The sequence below is a fragment of the Myxococcus sp. MH1 genome (assembly GCF_059738865.1).
The window spans coordinates 2919434-2932890 of record NZ_AP026947.1; the positions used below are offsets into that span (position 1 = coordinate 2919434).

The 13457-nt window shown below is 71.8% G+C and carries 12 protein-coding genes; 6 read left to right on the plus strand and 6 right to left on the minus strand.

The annotated features are described in order from the left end of the window. Positions 1–30: 30 nt before the first annotated feature. Complete coding sequence (locus tag AC6JA9_RS11920; RefSeq protein WP_141328445.1) at positions 31–741, plus strand: glycosyltransferase family 2 protein; 711 nt, start codon at positions 31–33, stop codon at positions 739–741. Between the two features lie 20 nt (positions 742–761). Continuing rightward, positions 762–1703, plus strand: coding sequence for a polysaccharide deacetylase family protein (locus AC6JA9_RS11925; RefSeq protein WP_497959702.1), 942 nt, complete (start codon positions 762–764; stop codon positions 1701–1703). Positions 1704–1706: 3 nt separating this feature from the next. Here AC6JA9_RS11925 and AC6JA9_RS11930 read toward each other — a convergent pair whose 3' ends face one another. Then, on the minus strand, positions 1707–2411 hold the full coding sequence (locus AC6JA9_RS11930) for an esterase/lipase family protein (RefSeq protein WP_223750563.1): 705 nt from the start codon (positions 2409–2411) through the stop codon (positions 1707–1709). 351 nt (positions 2412–2762) lie between these two features. Between AC6JA9_RS11930 and AC6JA9_RS11935 the strand changes: the two genes are divergently transcribed. Together AC6JA9_RS11935 and AC6JA9_RS11940 are read left to right on the plus strand one after the other, a co-directional pair. Further along, positions 2763–3617, plus strand: coding sequence for a lysophospholipid acyltransferase family protein (locus AC6JA9_RS11935; RefSeq protein ID WP_141328441.1), 855 nt, complete (start codon positions 2763–2765; stop codon positions 3615–3617). 40 nt (positions 3618–3657) lie between these two features. After that, positions 3658–4581 carry an SDR family oxidoreductase gene (locus tag AC6JA9_RS11940; protein ID WP_223750564.1) on the plus strand — a complete coding sequence of 308 codons (924 nt, stop codon included), beginning with the start codon at positions 3658–3660 and terminating at the stop codon, positions 4579–4581. Between the two features lie 416 nt (positions 4582–4997). On the opposite strand, the gene AC6JA9_RS11945 is transcribed toward AC6JA9_RS11940, so the two are convergent. Beyond that, the gene (locus tag AC6JA9_RS11945; RefSeq protein WP_248544997.1) at positions 4998–5321 is read right to left on the minus strand and encodes a hypothetical protein; all 324 of its coding nucleotides are present in this window, start codon (positions 5319–5321) and stop codon (positions 4998–5000) included. A 185-nt stretch (positions 5322–5506) separates the two neighbouring features. Between AC6JA9_RS11945 and AC6JA9_RS11950 the strand changes: the two genes are divergently transcribed. Continuing rightward, positions 5507–9277, plus strand: coding sequence for a tetratricopeptide repeat protein (locus AC6JA9_RS11950; RefSeq protein ID WP_497959705.1), 3771 nt, complete (start codon positions 5507–5509; stop codon positions 9275–9277). 52 nt (positions 9278–9329) lie between these two features. After that, on the plus strand, positions 9330–9650 hold the full coding sequence (locus AC6JA9_RS11955; RefSeq protein ID WP_223750643.1) for a hypothetical protein: 321 nt from the start codon (positions 9330–9332) through the stop codon (positions 9648–9650). 16 nt (positions 9651–9666) lie between these two features. On the opposite strand, the gene AC6JA9_RS11960 is transcribed toward AC6JA9_RS11955, so the two are convergent. From AC6JA9_RS11960 to AC6JA9_RS11975, 4 genes are all read right to left on the minus strand, one after another. After that, positions 9667–11757, minus strand: a complete 2091-nt coding sequence (locus AC6JA9_RS11960; RefSeq protein WP_408891201.1) for a RecQ family ATP-dependent DNA helicase — start codon at positions 11755–11757, stop codon at positions 9667–9669. A 40-nt stretch (positions 11758–11797) separates the two neighbouring features. Beyond that, complete coding sequence (locus AC6JA9_RS11965; RefSeq protein WP_046712148.1) at positions 11798–12043, minus strand: hypothetical protein; 246 nt, start codon at positions 12041–12043, stop codon at positions 11798–11800. Beyond that, positions 12043–12810, minus strand: a complete 768-nt coding sequence (radC, locus tag AC6JA9_RS11970) for a RadC family protein (protein WP_223750568.1) — start codon at positions 12808–12810, stop codon at positions 12043–12045. The genes AC6JA9_RS11965 and radC overlap by 1 nt, the downstream gene beginning before the upstream one ends. 183 nt (positions 12811–12993) lie before the next feature. Beyond that, a complete protein-coding gene (locus tag AC6JA9_RS11975; protein WP_223750569.1) occupies positions 12994–13452 on the minus strand; it encodes a cyclic nucleotide-binding domain-containing protein in 459 nt (152 codons plus the stop codon). Between the last annotated feature and the right edge of the window lie 5 nt (positions 13453–13457).

A 13457-nucleotide genomic window follows, 5' to 3' on the forward strand; every position in this document is an offset into this window, starting at 1 on the left:
CCGGACTGTCGCTCGTCCGGACGTGATTCCATGGCACCGCACCTGTCCGTCGTCATCCCGGTCTACAACGAGGAGTCCATCATCGCCTCGGCGGCGGAGGAGTTGCGCCAGGGGCTGGATGCGCGTGGGCTCGACTACGAAATCATCTTCGCGGAGAACGGCTCGAAGGATGCCACCACGAGCATCCTCGACGCGCTGTGCGCGAAGCACCCTCGGATGCGCTGGTTCCACTCCGAGCGTCCCAACTACGGCGTCGCCCTCAAGGCCGGCATCCTCATGGCCCGGGGCACGTACGTCATCTGCGACGAGATCGACCTGTGCGACGTCACCTTCTACGACGCGGCGCTGCCGCGGCTGGAGCGGGGTGAGGCGGACATGGTGGTGGGCTCCAAGGCGGCCAAGGGCGCCAGCGACCAGCGCCCGCTCATCCGCCGCGCGGCCACGCGGGTGCACAACAAGCTGCTCAAGGTGACGCTGGGCTTCCAGGGCACGGACACGCACGGCCTCAAGGCCTTCCGCCGCGAGGCGCTCCTGCCCGTCATCCAGAAGTGCGTGGTGGACATGGACGTGTTCGCCAGCGAGTTCGTCATCCGCGCGTGGCGCGAGGGGCTGAAGGTGATGGAGATCCCCATCCAGCTCCACGAGAAGCGCCAGCCGTCCATCCACCTCTTCAAGCGCGTGCCCAACGTGCTCAAGAACGTGGGCAAGCTGTTCTACGTCATCCGCGTGCGCGGCACCTGACGCGAAGCAGGGGGCGCGCCGTGACGAGGATTGCGTCCATCTCCGTCGACCTGGACTCGCTGCCGCACTACTGCCGCATCCACGGGCTGCCGGAGTCGCTCCTGGACGCGCGCGCCCGCTCGCTGGTGCACCAGGTGGCGGTGCCTCGCTTCCGCGAGCTGTGGGACGCGCTGGGCGTGCCCGGCACCTTCTTCGCCATCGGCGAGGACCTGGAGTCGGACCCCGTCGCCGCCGCCGGCATGCGCGCCGCCCACGAGGCGGGCATCGAGGTGGCGAGCCACAGCCACGCCCACGACTACGCGCTCACGCGCCGGGGACCGGACGCCATCCTCGCGGACCTGCGCCGCGCCGATGACGCCATCCTCCAGGCCACGGGCGCGCGCCCGGTGGGCTTCCGCGCGCCGGGCTACACGCTCAACGCGGACCTCTACGCCGCCACCCAGGCGCTGGGCTACCAGTACGGCTCCTCCGCCTTCCCGGCCGCGCCGTACTACGCGGCGAAGGCGGCGGTGATGGGGGCGCTGGCCCTGGTCGGCCGGCCCTCGCGCTCGGTGCTCGACACGCCCCGGGTGCTGCTCGCGCCGCGCGCGCCGTACCGGCCGGACCCCGCGAATCCCTACCGGCGTGGCACAGGCTCCGTGCTGGAGCTGCCCATGGCGGTGACGCCCGCGCTGCGCTTCCCGTTCATCGGCACCTTCGCCACCACGCTGCCCCTGCGCTCGCTGCGCGGAGCCTGGCGCGCGTGCCGACGCGACCCCTTCTTCAACTTCGAGCTGCACGGGGTCGACGTGCTCGACGCGACGGACGGCATCCCCGGCGAACTGGTGCGCCAGCAGCGGGACTTGCGCGTCGGAGCGGCGCGGAAGCTGGAGCGGCTGCGCGAAGTCTTCGGCTGGCTGCGCTCGGAGTGCGACGTCGTCACCCTGCGCGACGCGGCCGGGCGCCTGTCCGCGAGCGTCTGAGCCTCAGCGCGCCACCGCGGGCGAGCCGAGCACGTCCACCACCGCGTCGTGCACCCGCCGGTCCGTGAGCATCCACGGGTGCAGCAGCACGGGGAACCTTCGCTCGCTGGCGCCGGGCAGCCGCGAGCTGGAGGCGGGGAGGATGGTCAAATCCCAAGGCGTCCAGAAGCTGTGCACCTCCGTGGCGCCCCAGGGGCGCGGGTCCTGCTGGAGCGCGCGCAAGAGCCGGCTGCCCGGGCGCATCTGGGTCACGCCCTTGCCGCGTCCCAGGAACGCCAGGCCCGTGCCCGCGTGAGGCCCGGAGATGGAGATGAAGCGCCGCACCACCAGCCTGCCGCCCAACAGCTGCACCCAGTAGCGGCTGACCAGCGCGCCCATGCTGAAGCCCACCACGTCCACACGACGGGCGCCGGTGCGCGCACGCAGCGCCTCGGCCTCCCGCGCCACCTGCCGCGCCAACGCGGGGATGCCCTCGCTGCCGTTGTTGGGGACCAGGGAGATGGCGTGGACGTGCGGCCAGCCCTCCTGCTCCAGCCGGCCGCGCAGGGCGTCGAAGGCGCTGGCGTCGTCTCCGATGCCGTGCACCAGCAACACCGGCGCGCGCTGCTCCACGGGCGCCCGCCGCGGCGACACCGCGAGGGACGACGCCGTCATGGCGCACCCCTCGCAGAACCACGCCAGGGCCAGCAGGACGAGCATCGCGCGCATGCAGGGCGGGACATGGCGATGTCACTCCCCGCTCGCAAGGGACCCCCGGCGCATCCGTTCACGCGAGTCGATGGCGCACACCCTTCCCGTCACGCAGTGCACTCCCGGCTGTCCATGAAGGGCCCCATCGGCGTCCACGCGACGAAACGGCCCCGCCCGTCGCGCATTCCCCTCCCGCGGGAGCCTACACCCAGGCGCACCCCGGTCGCGCCAGCCCCTCGGCATCCCCGGGGATGGCCGCCCTTCACGGACTGTCCGGAGCCCAACGCCACGTCCCCGGGCCCGGGCCCGGCGCGGGGGAGGGTTTCTCCACTCCCGGTGGAAGGGCCGGTGGTGTAAAGAGCCGGGACCATGCTGGAGCGACTCGGCGACCGAGTGAAGAAGGGCCTGCGCGACTGGACCGACCGCCTGGCCAACGACGAGCAGAAGGAACGGATGCAGGCCCTGGCCCGGCCGCAGAACGAGTACGGGGTGGACCCCTTCGGGTACAACCTGGACTTCAGCCTGTCCGCCGTGGCGCCCTTCCTGTGGCTCTACCGCAACTACTTCCGCGTGGAGACCTTCGGCGTCGAGAAGGTCCCCGCCGGCCGCGTGCTGCTGGTGTCCAACCACTCCGGGCAGCTGCCGCTGGACGGCGCCATGATTGGCGTGTCGCTGATGCTGGAGGCAAGCCCCCCCCGCGCCATGCGCAGCATGGTGGAGAAGTGGGTGCCCTCGCTGCCGTACGTCTCCACCTTCATGGCGCGCATGGGGCAGATTGTCGGCACGCCGGAGAACTGCCGGCGGCTGCTCGAGTCCGATGAGGCCATCCTCGTCTTCCCGGAGGGGCTGCGCGGCATCAACAAGCTGTGGCCCCAGCGCTACCAGCTCCAGGAGTTCGGCCTGGGCTTCATGCGCCTGGCGCTGGAGACGCGCACGCCCATCGTCCCCGTGGCCGTCGTGGGCGCCGAGGAGCAGGCCCCCGCGCTCATGGACCTCAAGCCGGTGGCGAAGCTGCTGGGCTTCCCGTCGTTCCCCATCACCCCCACGGGCGTGCCCTTCCCGCTGCCCACGAAGTACCGCATCTACTTCGGGGACCCGATGCACTTCTCGGGGCGCCCCGACGACGAGGACAGCGAGCTGGACAAGAAGGTCCGCACCGTGAAGGCGGCCATCCAGTCCATGCTCCACCAGGGCCTCAAGGAGCGCCGCGGGGTGTTCTGGTGAGCGATTACGCCCGGAGTCGCGGGACCAAGAGAGTGCAACCATGAGACCGGCCGTCGTCGTCACGGGCATCAGCGGCAACCTCGGCCGCACCCTCGCCAAGCTCCTCCACAAGCACGAGCGCATCATCGGCATCGACCGGCGCCCCTTCGTGGGCCGGCCGAAGGACGTGGAGATGTACGAGCTGGACCTGCGCAAGAAGAAGGCCGAGGACGTCTTCCGCAAGAACGAGGTCCGCGCCGTCATCCACATGGGCATCATGCATGACCCGCGCATGAGCGAGGAGGAGCACCACTCGTTCAACGTCGTGGGCACCACGCGGCTGCTCGAGTACTGCGCGAAGTACGGCGTGAAGAAGGTGGTGGTGCTGTCCTCGGCCAACGTCTACGGACCCAGCCCGGACAACTCCAACTTCCTCACCGAGGACGCGCCGCTCATGGCGGCCAGCCGCTTCTCCGGCGTGCGGGACTTGATTGAAGTGGACATGCTCGCGCATGGCTTCTTCTGGAAGCACCCACACATCGAGACGGTGATTCTCCGGCCCGTGCACATCGTCGGGCCCACCATCAAGAACGCGCCCTCCAACTACCTGCGCCTGCGCCACCCGTGGATGATGGCGGGCTTCGACCCGATGGTTCAGCTCATCCACGTGGAGGACGTCGCCCGCGCCATGGTGGCCGCGCTCCGGCCGGAGCCCAAGGGCGTCTACAACGTGGTGGGCCCGGGCGAGGTGCCCCTGTCCGCGGTGATGCGCGAATTGGGCAACTCGCCCATCCCCGTGCCGCACCCGGTGGCCCGGCCCCTGTTGGGCATGCTCTTCAAGTACCGGCTGGCCAACTTCCCGCCCCCGGAGCTGGACCACATCCAGTTCCTGTGCGCCGTGGACGGCAGCCGCTGGGTGCGGGACGTGGACTGGAAGCCCCGCCACTCCATGCGCGAGACCATCCGCGCGGTGAACGGCGAGTAGCCGCCACTCCCCGGAGGAAAGTCCGAGGGTCCCCTGACACGGTTGTCGTGCCTGGCACGACGCCGAAGGCTGGACCCTCTGACACGAGTGTCAGGACCCCGACGGCCCCACCCCAGGACTGTCGGCGCGCCCTCCTCGCAAGCCCTTGAATCTCCAGGTGATGCGATGCGGGCTGCCCGGTGCGCGGGGCGTGGCATCGCCATTGCTCTAGTGGCCGGCGTCACCGCGCGGCGACGCGGGCCTGTTCAACACACCGTCGCCCCGCTCACATGTCAGGGCGCTCCATGGGGGAGCTCCCGACGCCCATCGACTCGGCCGGCCCCGAGCCGATGGGCGGATTCTTGTAGGGCACTCCATTGGGGAGTTCCCGACGCCCACCGCCTCGGCCGGCCCCGAGTCGGTGGGCGGTTTCTTTTTCAGCGCAGCTCGTCCGCGAACGGCCCCTCGTCCTGACGCTCCAGCAGCCACGTGCCGTGCTGGTAGACGAACTCCGACGTGACGACCGAGACGTGCTCGGACGCGGAGGGCAGGCGCATCCACTGGATGCGGCTCTGGATGAAGGCCCGCGTGCCGTCCTCGGACAGCTGCCCGTCCTCGATTTCGTAGTCGGTGATGGTCAAGTCCCGCTCGTCGTTGAGCGCGATGCGGGCCTTGGTGAACGCCTTGCGCTTCTCCGGGACGATGAAGCGGGCCGCGGAGCGGAAGTCCTTCCAGCGGATGACCTGATGGAACTGCTCCACCGTGGGCTTGAGTTCTTCCAGGTTGGATTTCTTGGATACGGTTGCGCACCCGGACAGGGCCAGGACGAGGAAAAGGGCAGGCAGGCGATTCACGAGGGGGACGGTAGCATCCGGCGCCCGCCCCGGACGAGGGCGGGGTGCTATGGTCCGGCTCCCCCGCCCGAGCACCGGAGTCGCAAGCCCTCATGGCCAAGTCGATGGTGGAGCGCTACGAGCAGCTCCTCCGGCAGGACCCCACTTCTTCCGTTTTCGTCGAACTGGCCAAGGCCCTGCTGGAAAAGGGGGACGCGCCGCGCGCCATCGAGGTGTGTGAGCAGGGTGTCTCGCACCATCCGTCCTCGACGGTGGGCCGGGTGCTCTGGGGCAAGGCGCTCATCCAACTGGGCCGCCCCGCCGAGGCGATGGAGCAGTTCGACCGCGCCATCGCCATCGAGAAGGACAACCCCTACGCCTACAACCTGATTGGCGAGGTGTTGCTCCAGCGCGGGCTGTACCGCTCGGCGCTGCCGATTCTGCGCAAGGCCGTGGCGCTGCAGCCCAATGATGGCCGCGTGAAGCTGTGGCTGGAGCAGGCGCAGCAGGCCCTGGCCGGTGGCCCGGCGCCGGTCTTCGCGGACCTGATGGGGCTGGAGAAGGCCGCGCCCGAAGAGGGTGAGGCCGAGCCCGACGCGGCCAGGCCCGAGAGCGCCGAGGGTGCTCACGCCGCCGCGTCGCCGATGGCGGCCGCGAGGCTTCGCGCCGCCGCGCTCGGGGACGCCGCGAAGGCCGCGAGCGCCTCGGGACCTGGGGCCGCGAAGAGCGCGGGCGCGCGGGCCGCCGCGGACCTGGCGAGCGCCGCCGCGGCGGGTGGGGCCGCGAGCCCGGCGGAGGCGGGGGCTCCGGACGGAGATGCTGCGCCCTCGACGGAGGAGGGCGCTCAGGCTCCAGCGGGTGCTCCGGGCGAAGTGTCGGACGCGGAGGCCTCGGCGCCGTTGTCTGATTCGCTTGGGTTGATCGACCGGCAGGTGCCGGTGCTGCGGCCCGCGACGGGCACTCCGCTTCCAAGCCTGGAGCTGTCCCTCTTCGACGAGGAGGATGGGGCCCGCTCCCCAGACGCGAATGCGCCGGCGGGGGAGGGCGCCGACGCTGGCTCCTCCCAGGATGGTCAGGCGTTGGACCCGGCCGCCTTTGAGGGCGGCCCCGGCGCGTCCCCTGAAGCGGGCGCGGTGTCCGACGAGACCAGCGAGCAGGCGCTGCTGCGCTCCAGCGAGTTCACCACCGCGAAGCCGGTGGTCCCCGCGGCGTCCACCGACTCGACCGAGTCGGACGAAGAGCAGGCACTGCTGCGCTCCAGCGAGTTCACCACCGCGAAGCCCGTGGTCCCCGCCGCGTCGGGCGGGCTGCTGGGGGATTTGCCTCCGCCCGAGCCCACCGCCGCCACGCCCGTCGTCGCGCGCGCGCAGCCCCAGGCGCGAGGCTCGGGCTCCAAGCGCTCGCTGCTGGAGGACCTGCCCGACGCTTCGGACGCCACCGGCCGCGCGAAGGCGGGCGCTCCCAAGCAGGACACCGAGGCGCTCACCGCCGCCTACGAGAAGGAGCTGCGGCAGAAGCTGGCGCGCGAGGCGGCCAAGACGTCCTTCCTCAAGCGCAACGGCGTGAAGGTGGCCGGCGCCGCCGCGCTGCTGATGGTGGTCATCGCCGTCATCGTCGGCGTGGTGCGCATCCGCGCGGCCACGGGGGGCCAGACGCTGAACGAGGCCCTGGCCAGGAGCGAGGACCTCATCACCCAGGACACGCGCGCGTCGCTGGACGGGGCGCTGCAGCAACTGGACCGGGCGCTGGACATGGACGAGAGCAGCAGCCGCGCGTGGGCCCTCAAGGCCTGGACGCACGCGCTGCTCTTCGCGGACCACGGCCTGTCCCCGGATGACCGGCTCAAGGCGCTGGAGGCCCTGGAGAAGCCCGGCGTGAAGGAGGCCGCGCCGGGGCTGGCGCTCGCCACCAACGTCCTCGTGGCGGATGACCGGGGACGCGAGCCCGCGCGCCGCGCGCTGCTCGCCGCGACGGAGGAGAGCACGGAGGTCCACGCGCTGGCCGCCAGCCTGCTGCTGGCCGCCAAGGACGAGAAGAAGGCGCTGGAGCGCTTCGACCGCGCGCTGAGGGCCTCGCCGTCGAACGTGCGCGCCCTGGTGGCGCTGGGTGGCTACTACCTGGCCTCCGAGGACTTCCCGCACGCCATCGAGATGTTCGGCAAGGCGCGCACCAAGTCCCCCAAGCACCCCGTGGCGCGCATCGGTCAGGCCGAGGCGCGGCTCGCGCTGGAGCAGGACCTGGAGGCGTCGCTTTCGGACGTGGCGCCCCTGGCGGGAAGCCCCGAGCTGCCCGCCGCGCTCGGCGCTCGTCAGCAACTGGTGCACGGCCGGCTCCTGTCCGCCGTGGGCAAGCACGACGAGGCCCGCGCGCTGCTCGCCAAGGGCACGCAGGGGCCGCTGGCCTTCGACTTCCAGCTCGCGCAGGGCGCGGCGAGCCGGGCCGCCGGGAAGCTGGACGCGGCGCAGTCCGCGTACGAGGCGGCGCTGAAGCTGCAACCCAAGAGCGACGAGGCCCGTGAGGGACTGGGCCGCACGCTGCTGGACCGGGACAGGGAGCGCGACGTGCTCACCCGCCTGGAGGCGGACGGCGGCCGCAGGGTGGCGCTGGTGCGGGGCACCGCGTACGCGCGGCTCGGAGACTGGAAGCGGGCCCGCACGGAGCTCGCGCGCACGCGGGTGAACGAGCGCTACCCGCCGGAGGCCGTGTCGCTGCTCGCGCTGGCGGACGCGGCGGAGGGCAACGCGGCGCAGGCCCGCGAGCTGCTCGAGAAGGCGCTGGCCGCGAGCAAGCGCCCGCGCAACGACATGCGACTGGCGCTGGGGCAGGTGTACTGGCGTGAGCGCGCCTTCGACAAGGCGCAGTCCCAGTTCGAGGAGGCGCAGAAGGACCCCCGGGACTACGAGGCGTCGTGCTCGCTGGGCCGGCTCATGCTGGCGCGCGGCCTGCCGGACATGGCGCTCAAGCCGCTGACGCAGGCGGTGGAGCGCAACGGCTCGCACGGCGAGGCGCGTGACGCGCTGGGGCGCACGCTGCTGGCCCTGGGGCGCACGCCGGAGGCCCTCAAGCAGTTCGAGACCTGGCAGCTCGACAACCCGGGCAGCGCGGAGGCGCACAAGGGCTTCGCGCTGGCGCTCTTCCACTCGGGGCGTCGCAAGGAGGCCGAAGGGGCCGTGGGGCGCTCGGCGAAGCTGGCGCCGGACGACGCCGAGGCCCACCGGCTGCGCGCCGCCATCCTCTTCGCCTCGGGCGACGCGAAGGGCGGCTTCTCCGCGCTGGAGCGCGCCAACAAGCTGAACCCGAAGGACCCGGACACCTTCTGCGAGATTGCCCACGCGTTCCTGCGCCAGGGCAACCCGGACAACGCGGACGCGGCCTTCGCGGCGGCGCGGCGCGAGGGGCCGGATGCCACCTGCGGCCGGGTGGGGGAGCTCTACGCGCAGCTGCCCAGCGGAGGCCGTCCCGCGGCGCGGACGCTGGAGGACCTGGCGTCGCGCGCGCCCACCGTCTGGGACAAGGCCTTCGCCCAGGCCACCATGGCCCGGGTGCTGCTCGGGGCCGGCGCGGTGAAGGAGGCCCGGACGGCGGCGGAGGAGGCCGTGCGGCTGGCGCCGTACCAGGGCCGCTCGCACCTGGCGCTGGGCATGGTGGCGCTCAAGCAGCGCCAGGAGCCCGTGGCCAAGGCGTCGCTCTTGAAGGCCGTGGAGCTGGAGCCCACGGACGGACTGGCGCACCTGGCGCTGGCGGACGTGCTGGTGCGCGAGTCGGCGGAGCTGCCCCGGGCGGTGGAGTCCTATGAGGCCTTCCTCCGACTGGCCGGAGGAAGCGAGGATGCGGGCCGCGTGAAGAAGGCTCTGCCGTCCCTCAAGAAGAAAGCGGCCCGCTAGCGTGAGGAATCCTCCCCCCGGCTCGGGGCCCGAGTCCCCGTTGCTGCGAATCATGTGGGGCAACGCCTTCCTGCTGTCGGCGCTCTACCTGTTGGTGGGCGTCGTGGTGGAGGTGGCGCTGCGCTATTTCCCCTCGCTCTTCCTCCAGCGGCTGTCGCTGTCGCTGGACTCGCTGCCCGCCAGGGCCCTGGAGCTGATGGGGGCGATGGAGCCCTTGCGCACGGCGTACTTCAACGGGCGCATCCCCGAGTACGCGGTCCGCCTGGTCTTCGGCCTCACCACGGTGGCGGTCATCTTCCTGCTCGCGCTGGTGGTGGGCACCGTCATGGGCACCCTGCGCCACCTGCTCTCCCGGCGCGCCCGGGGCGCCTGAGCCCAGGGGCCCTCCGTCAGTCGGTGCCCAGCGCGCGACGGATGCGAGGCTTCTTCGCGCGCGCCGCCGCCATGGGCGCCACCTGCGGCTCGTGTCCCGCGGCGCGGGCCATGAGGCAGATCTCCACCACCTTGGGCCCGAAGCGCTCCCAGCGGCTCTCCCCCGTGCCCTTCACCGTGAGGAAGCCCTCCCGGTCGATGGGGAGCGCCGCCGCCAGGCCCAGCAGCGTCGCGTCGTTGAAGATGATGAAGGGCGCGACGCCCAGATCCTTCGACAGCTCCTTGCGCCAGCGGCGCAGCTCCGTGGAGGCCAGCTCGCTGTAGTTCGTCACCAGCGGCGCGGCGGCCGCGGCGCGGGCGCGCGAGGCGGACGGCCCGCCCGACAGCAGCACCGGCATCTTCGCGGGCGCGCACACGTCGCAGTTGCCGCAGGAGGTCTCCACGTCCTGCTGGCCGAAGTAGTGGAGGATGGCACCGCGCCGGCAACGGGAGTCCCGGTCCGCGTAGGCGTAGTCCGTCATCCGCCGCAGCAACTGGAGGTTCTGCCGCTCCTGCTCGCGCACGTGGGACAGGTCCATGCCCAGCTCCCGGAAGGGCATCCGCAGGAGCGCGCGGATGGAGCGCCCCGAGAAGGGCCTGCGCACCCGCACCACGCCCGCCTTCTCCAACAGCCCCAGCGCGTGGCGCGTCTCGTCCACCGACAGGCCGACGCGGCGCGCGAGGATGGTCAGCTCCGTGGTGGCCTGCCGGCCGATGGGGAACGTCTCCACGAGCGACTTGAGCAGCCGCTGCGCGTCCGGGGAGTGGGGGTGCGCGGCCTGGGCCCTCTCCGTCAGCAGCACCCCGTGCTCGCCCTCGCCCCGGCCTCCGCGCTCGAGCTTCCCGGCGCGCTCGAAGATGCGCAGCGCCGCCGACACCTCGAACTCGCTGGCGTTCACCATGCCCGCCAGCACGTGCACGCCCCGCTCGAACTCCTCCACCGACTGGAGCACGCCCCACACGTCCGCGAGCACCGCCTCCGAGGGGTGGCTGCCCTGGATGAGCCGCTCCTGGGTGTACACGTCCGAGTGGTTGAACAGCAGCACCGCCCGCGCATCCCCACCGTCGCGGCCCGCGCGACCTATCTCCTGGTAGTACGCCTCCACCGCGCGCGGGATGTTGGCGTGCGCGACGAAGCGGATGTCCGGCTTGTCGATGCCCATGCCGAACGCGTTGGTGGCCACCGCCACCGCGTCCGGGGTGGACATGAAGGTGTCCTGCGCCCGCCGGCGCGCGTCGTCCTCCATGCCCGCGTGGTACAGCACCGCCTTGAGCTTGCGCCCGTGCAGCTCCGAGAACACGCCCTCCGCGGCCCTCCGGGTGGAGCAGTAGATGATGCCGCTGCCCCCCAGCGCCGCCAGGCGCGCGCACGCCTCGTGCCGGTCCGTGTCCCCGCCCACCTCCTGCTTACCGAGGAAGAGGTTGGGGCGGTCGAACCCCATGGCGAACTCGCGGGGCTCCTTCATCAGCAGCACCCGGACGATGTCCGCGCGCACCTCCGGCGTGGCCGTGGCGGTGAGCGCCACGGTGCGCGGAGGCCGCAGCCGCTTGCGCACCTGTCCCAGCAGCGCGTAGTCCGGCCGGAAGTCGTGGCCCCACTGGGAGATGCAGTGCGCCTCGTCCACGGCGAGCAGGTCCACGCCCACGTCGGTGACCATCTGCACGAAGCTCGCGCTGCGAAAGCGCTCCGGCGCCACGTACAGGAGCTTGTACTCGCCGCCGCGCAGCCGGCGCATCCGCTCCGCCCGCTCCAGGTCCGTCAGCGACGAGTTGATGAACGTGGCGGAGATGCCGCGCGCGGTGAGCTGCTCCACCTGGTCCTTCATCAGCGCGATGAGCGGCGACACCACCAGCGTCAGCCCCGGCAGCAGCGTGGCCGGCAGCTGGTAGCACAGGCTCTTGCCGGCGCCGGTGGGCATGACCACCACGGTGTTGCGCCCGGACAACACGGTGGAGATGACCTCCGCCTGTCCCGGACGGAACTGCGTCAGGCCGAAGTGGCGCACCAGGCCCTGCTGGGCTTCTTCGAAGTAGGGCAGGGCCACCGACATCGCTCGCATGTCCACCATCCTGGTCCAGCCGTCAACGCAAACCACACCCCGCCACCCCTCACAGCTCCAGCCCCGGCGGCACGGGGACGGCCAGGCGGGCCCTCCTCCGCGCCACCTCCAACACCCTCAGCGCCGTGGCCTCCGGCTCCACGCGGCCGTCCACCACCACGTCCCCCTCGCGCGCGTCCGCCGGGAGCGCTGCCCGCTCCACCACGCAGGCCCGGCCGCCCTCCAGCCGCACCACCTGCGCCCGCGTGTCCTCGAGCAGCTCCACCTGCACCAGCCCCACCAGACATCCCGCCATCACCCACGTCCTCCCGCCGCGTTCCATTCCCGCTTCGCCTCCCACTCCCCGTCCGGGAGCAGGCCTCGCTCCAACATCGACACGAAGCCGCCGTCGCCCACCACCAGGTGGTCCAGCACCTTCACGTTGAGCAACCTCGCGCCGGCCACCAGGTGCCGCGTCAGCGCCACGTCCTGGACGCTGGGCTCCGGGTCTCCCGAAGGGTGGTTGTGCGCCAGGACGATGGCCGTCGCCCGCGACACGAGCGCCGCGGCGAACACCTCCCGCGGGTCCACCGGGCACGTGTTCATGGTGCCCTCCGCCACCCGCGCGTCGTGCACCAGCACGTTGCGCGTGTTGAAGCACAGCACGTGGAAGACCTCGCGCCTCAACCCCGTGAGGCCCGGTGTCAGGTACGTGTGGATCTCCCGGGGAGAGCGCAGCCGGGGCCTGCGCTCCGGCGTCCGCTGCGCGCGCCTTCCCAGCTCCAGCGCCGCGAGCACCTGCGCCGTCCGCCGTGGCCCCAGGCCCGGCACGTGGGCCAGCTCCACAGGCTCCGCCTGCAACAGCGCCTTGAGCCCCCCGCAGCGCTTCAACACCGCGAGGGCCGCCTCCATCGCGCCGCGCGAGCCCGAGGCCACGCCCCATGCCACGCACAGAAGCTCCGGGTCCGTGAGTGCCCGCGCTCCCAACCGGAAGAGCCGCTCCCGGGAGGACTCGGCGTCCACTCCCTTTCGCGCGCCCCTCGACTCCTCGACCACCTCGTCCGCCGCCCACGCCTCGCCCATCCGCCACCCCGTCCCGCCCACCTTCACCGGCGCGGCGATTGAGCAAGGCGTGTGCCCGCTGTCTCTACCTGGAGCGTGCGGTGCCTACCCATCCCGACCCGCGCGACAGCGGCCCGTCCGGCGGACTGTCACCGCCCCGCCATGGGCCTGCTGCCCGACGAGCGCCCGTGTCCAGGCTTTGTCTCAGAAGCGGGAGATGGCGAAGAACGATTTGATCTTGTCGTTCGTCTCGCGAAGTCGCTCGCTCAGCGTCCGGACGAACGTCCACAGCAGGACGTACGCCAGGTCCTTGTCGGTGAACATGAGCTGGTCCAGCTTGGAGCGCTCGATGACCCACACCGCGCAGCTGATGTGGGCGATGGCGTCGGCGGAGCGGGGCGAGTCCTCGATTACCGCCATCTCACCGAAGTACTGGCCGGGCTCCAGGATGGCGAGCGCCTCCTCGCCGATGCCGGGCACGGACTTGGAGATGCGGACCTTGCCCCGGGAGATGACGAACATCTCCTGGCCGGACTCCCCCTCGCGGAAGAGGAAGGCGCCCGCAGGGTAGTCCCTGGTCTGGCCGAGTTGAGCCACCTTGGCGAGCTGGCCCTGGGTCAAACCCTCGAACAGCGCAACCTTCTTGAGGAGCTCGGCATCCATGAGGC

What these genes read in the sequence shown, in the direction of transcription:
- AC6JA9_RS11965 (WP_046712148.1), bottom strand. Translation starts at nt 12,043, where the DNA reads ATGGCGGGATGTCTGGTGGGGCTGGTGCAGGTGGAGCTGCTCGAGGAC.
- AC6JA9_RS11975 (WP_223750569.1), bottom strand. Translation starts at nt 13,452, where the DNA reads ATGGATGCCGAGCTCCTCAAGAAGGTTGCGCTGTTCGAGGGTTTGACC.
- AC6JA9_RS11950 (WP_497959705.1), top strand. Translation starts at nt 5,507, where the DNA reads ATGGCCAAGTCGATGGTGGAGCGCTACGAGCAGCTCCTCCGGCAGGAC.
- AC6JA9_RS11930 (WP_223750563.1), bottom strand. Translation starts at nt 2,411, where the DNA reads ATGCGCGCGATGCTCGTCCTGCTGGCCCTGGCGTGGTTCTGCGAGGGG.
- radC (WP_223750568.1), bottom strand. Translation starts at nt 12,810, where the DNA reads ATGGGCGAGGCGTGGGCGGCGGACGAGGTGGTCGAGGAGTCGAGGGGC.
- AC6JA9_RS11955 (WP_223750643.1), top strand. Translation starts at nt 9,330, where the DNA reads ATGTGGGGCAACGCCTTCCTGCTGTCGGCGCTCTACCTGTTGGTGGGC.
- AC6JA9_RS11935 (WP_141328441.1), top strand. Translation starts at nt 2,763, where the DNA reads ATGCTGGAGCGACTCGGCGACCGAGTGAAGAAGGGCCTGCGCGACTGG.
- AC6JA9_RS11940 (WP_223750564.1), top strand. Translation starts at nt 3,658, where the DNA reads ATGAGACCGGCCGTCGTCGTCACGGGCATCAGCGGCAACCTCGGCCGC.
- AC6JA9_RS11960 (WP_408891201.1), bottom strand. Translation starts at nt 11,757, where the DNA reads ATGGTGGACATGCGAGCGATGTCGGTGGCCCTGCCCTACTTCGAAGAA.
- AC6JA9_RS11920 (WP_141328445.1), top strand. Translation starts at nt 31, where the DNA reads ATGGCACCGCACCTGTCCGTCGTCATCCCGGTCTACAACGAGGAGTCC.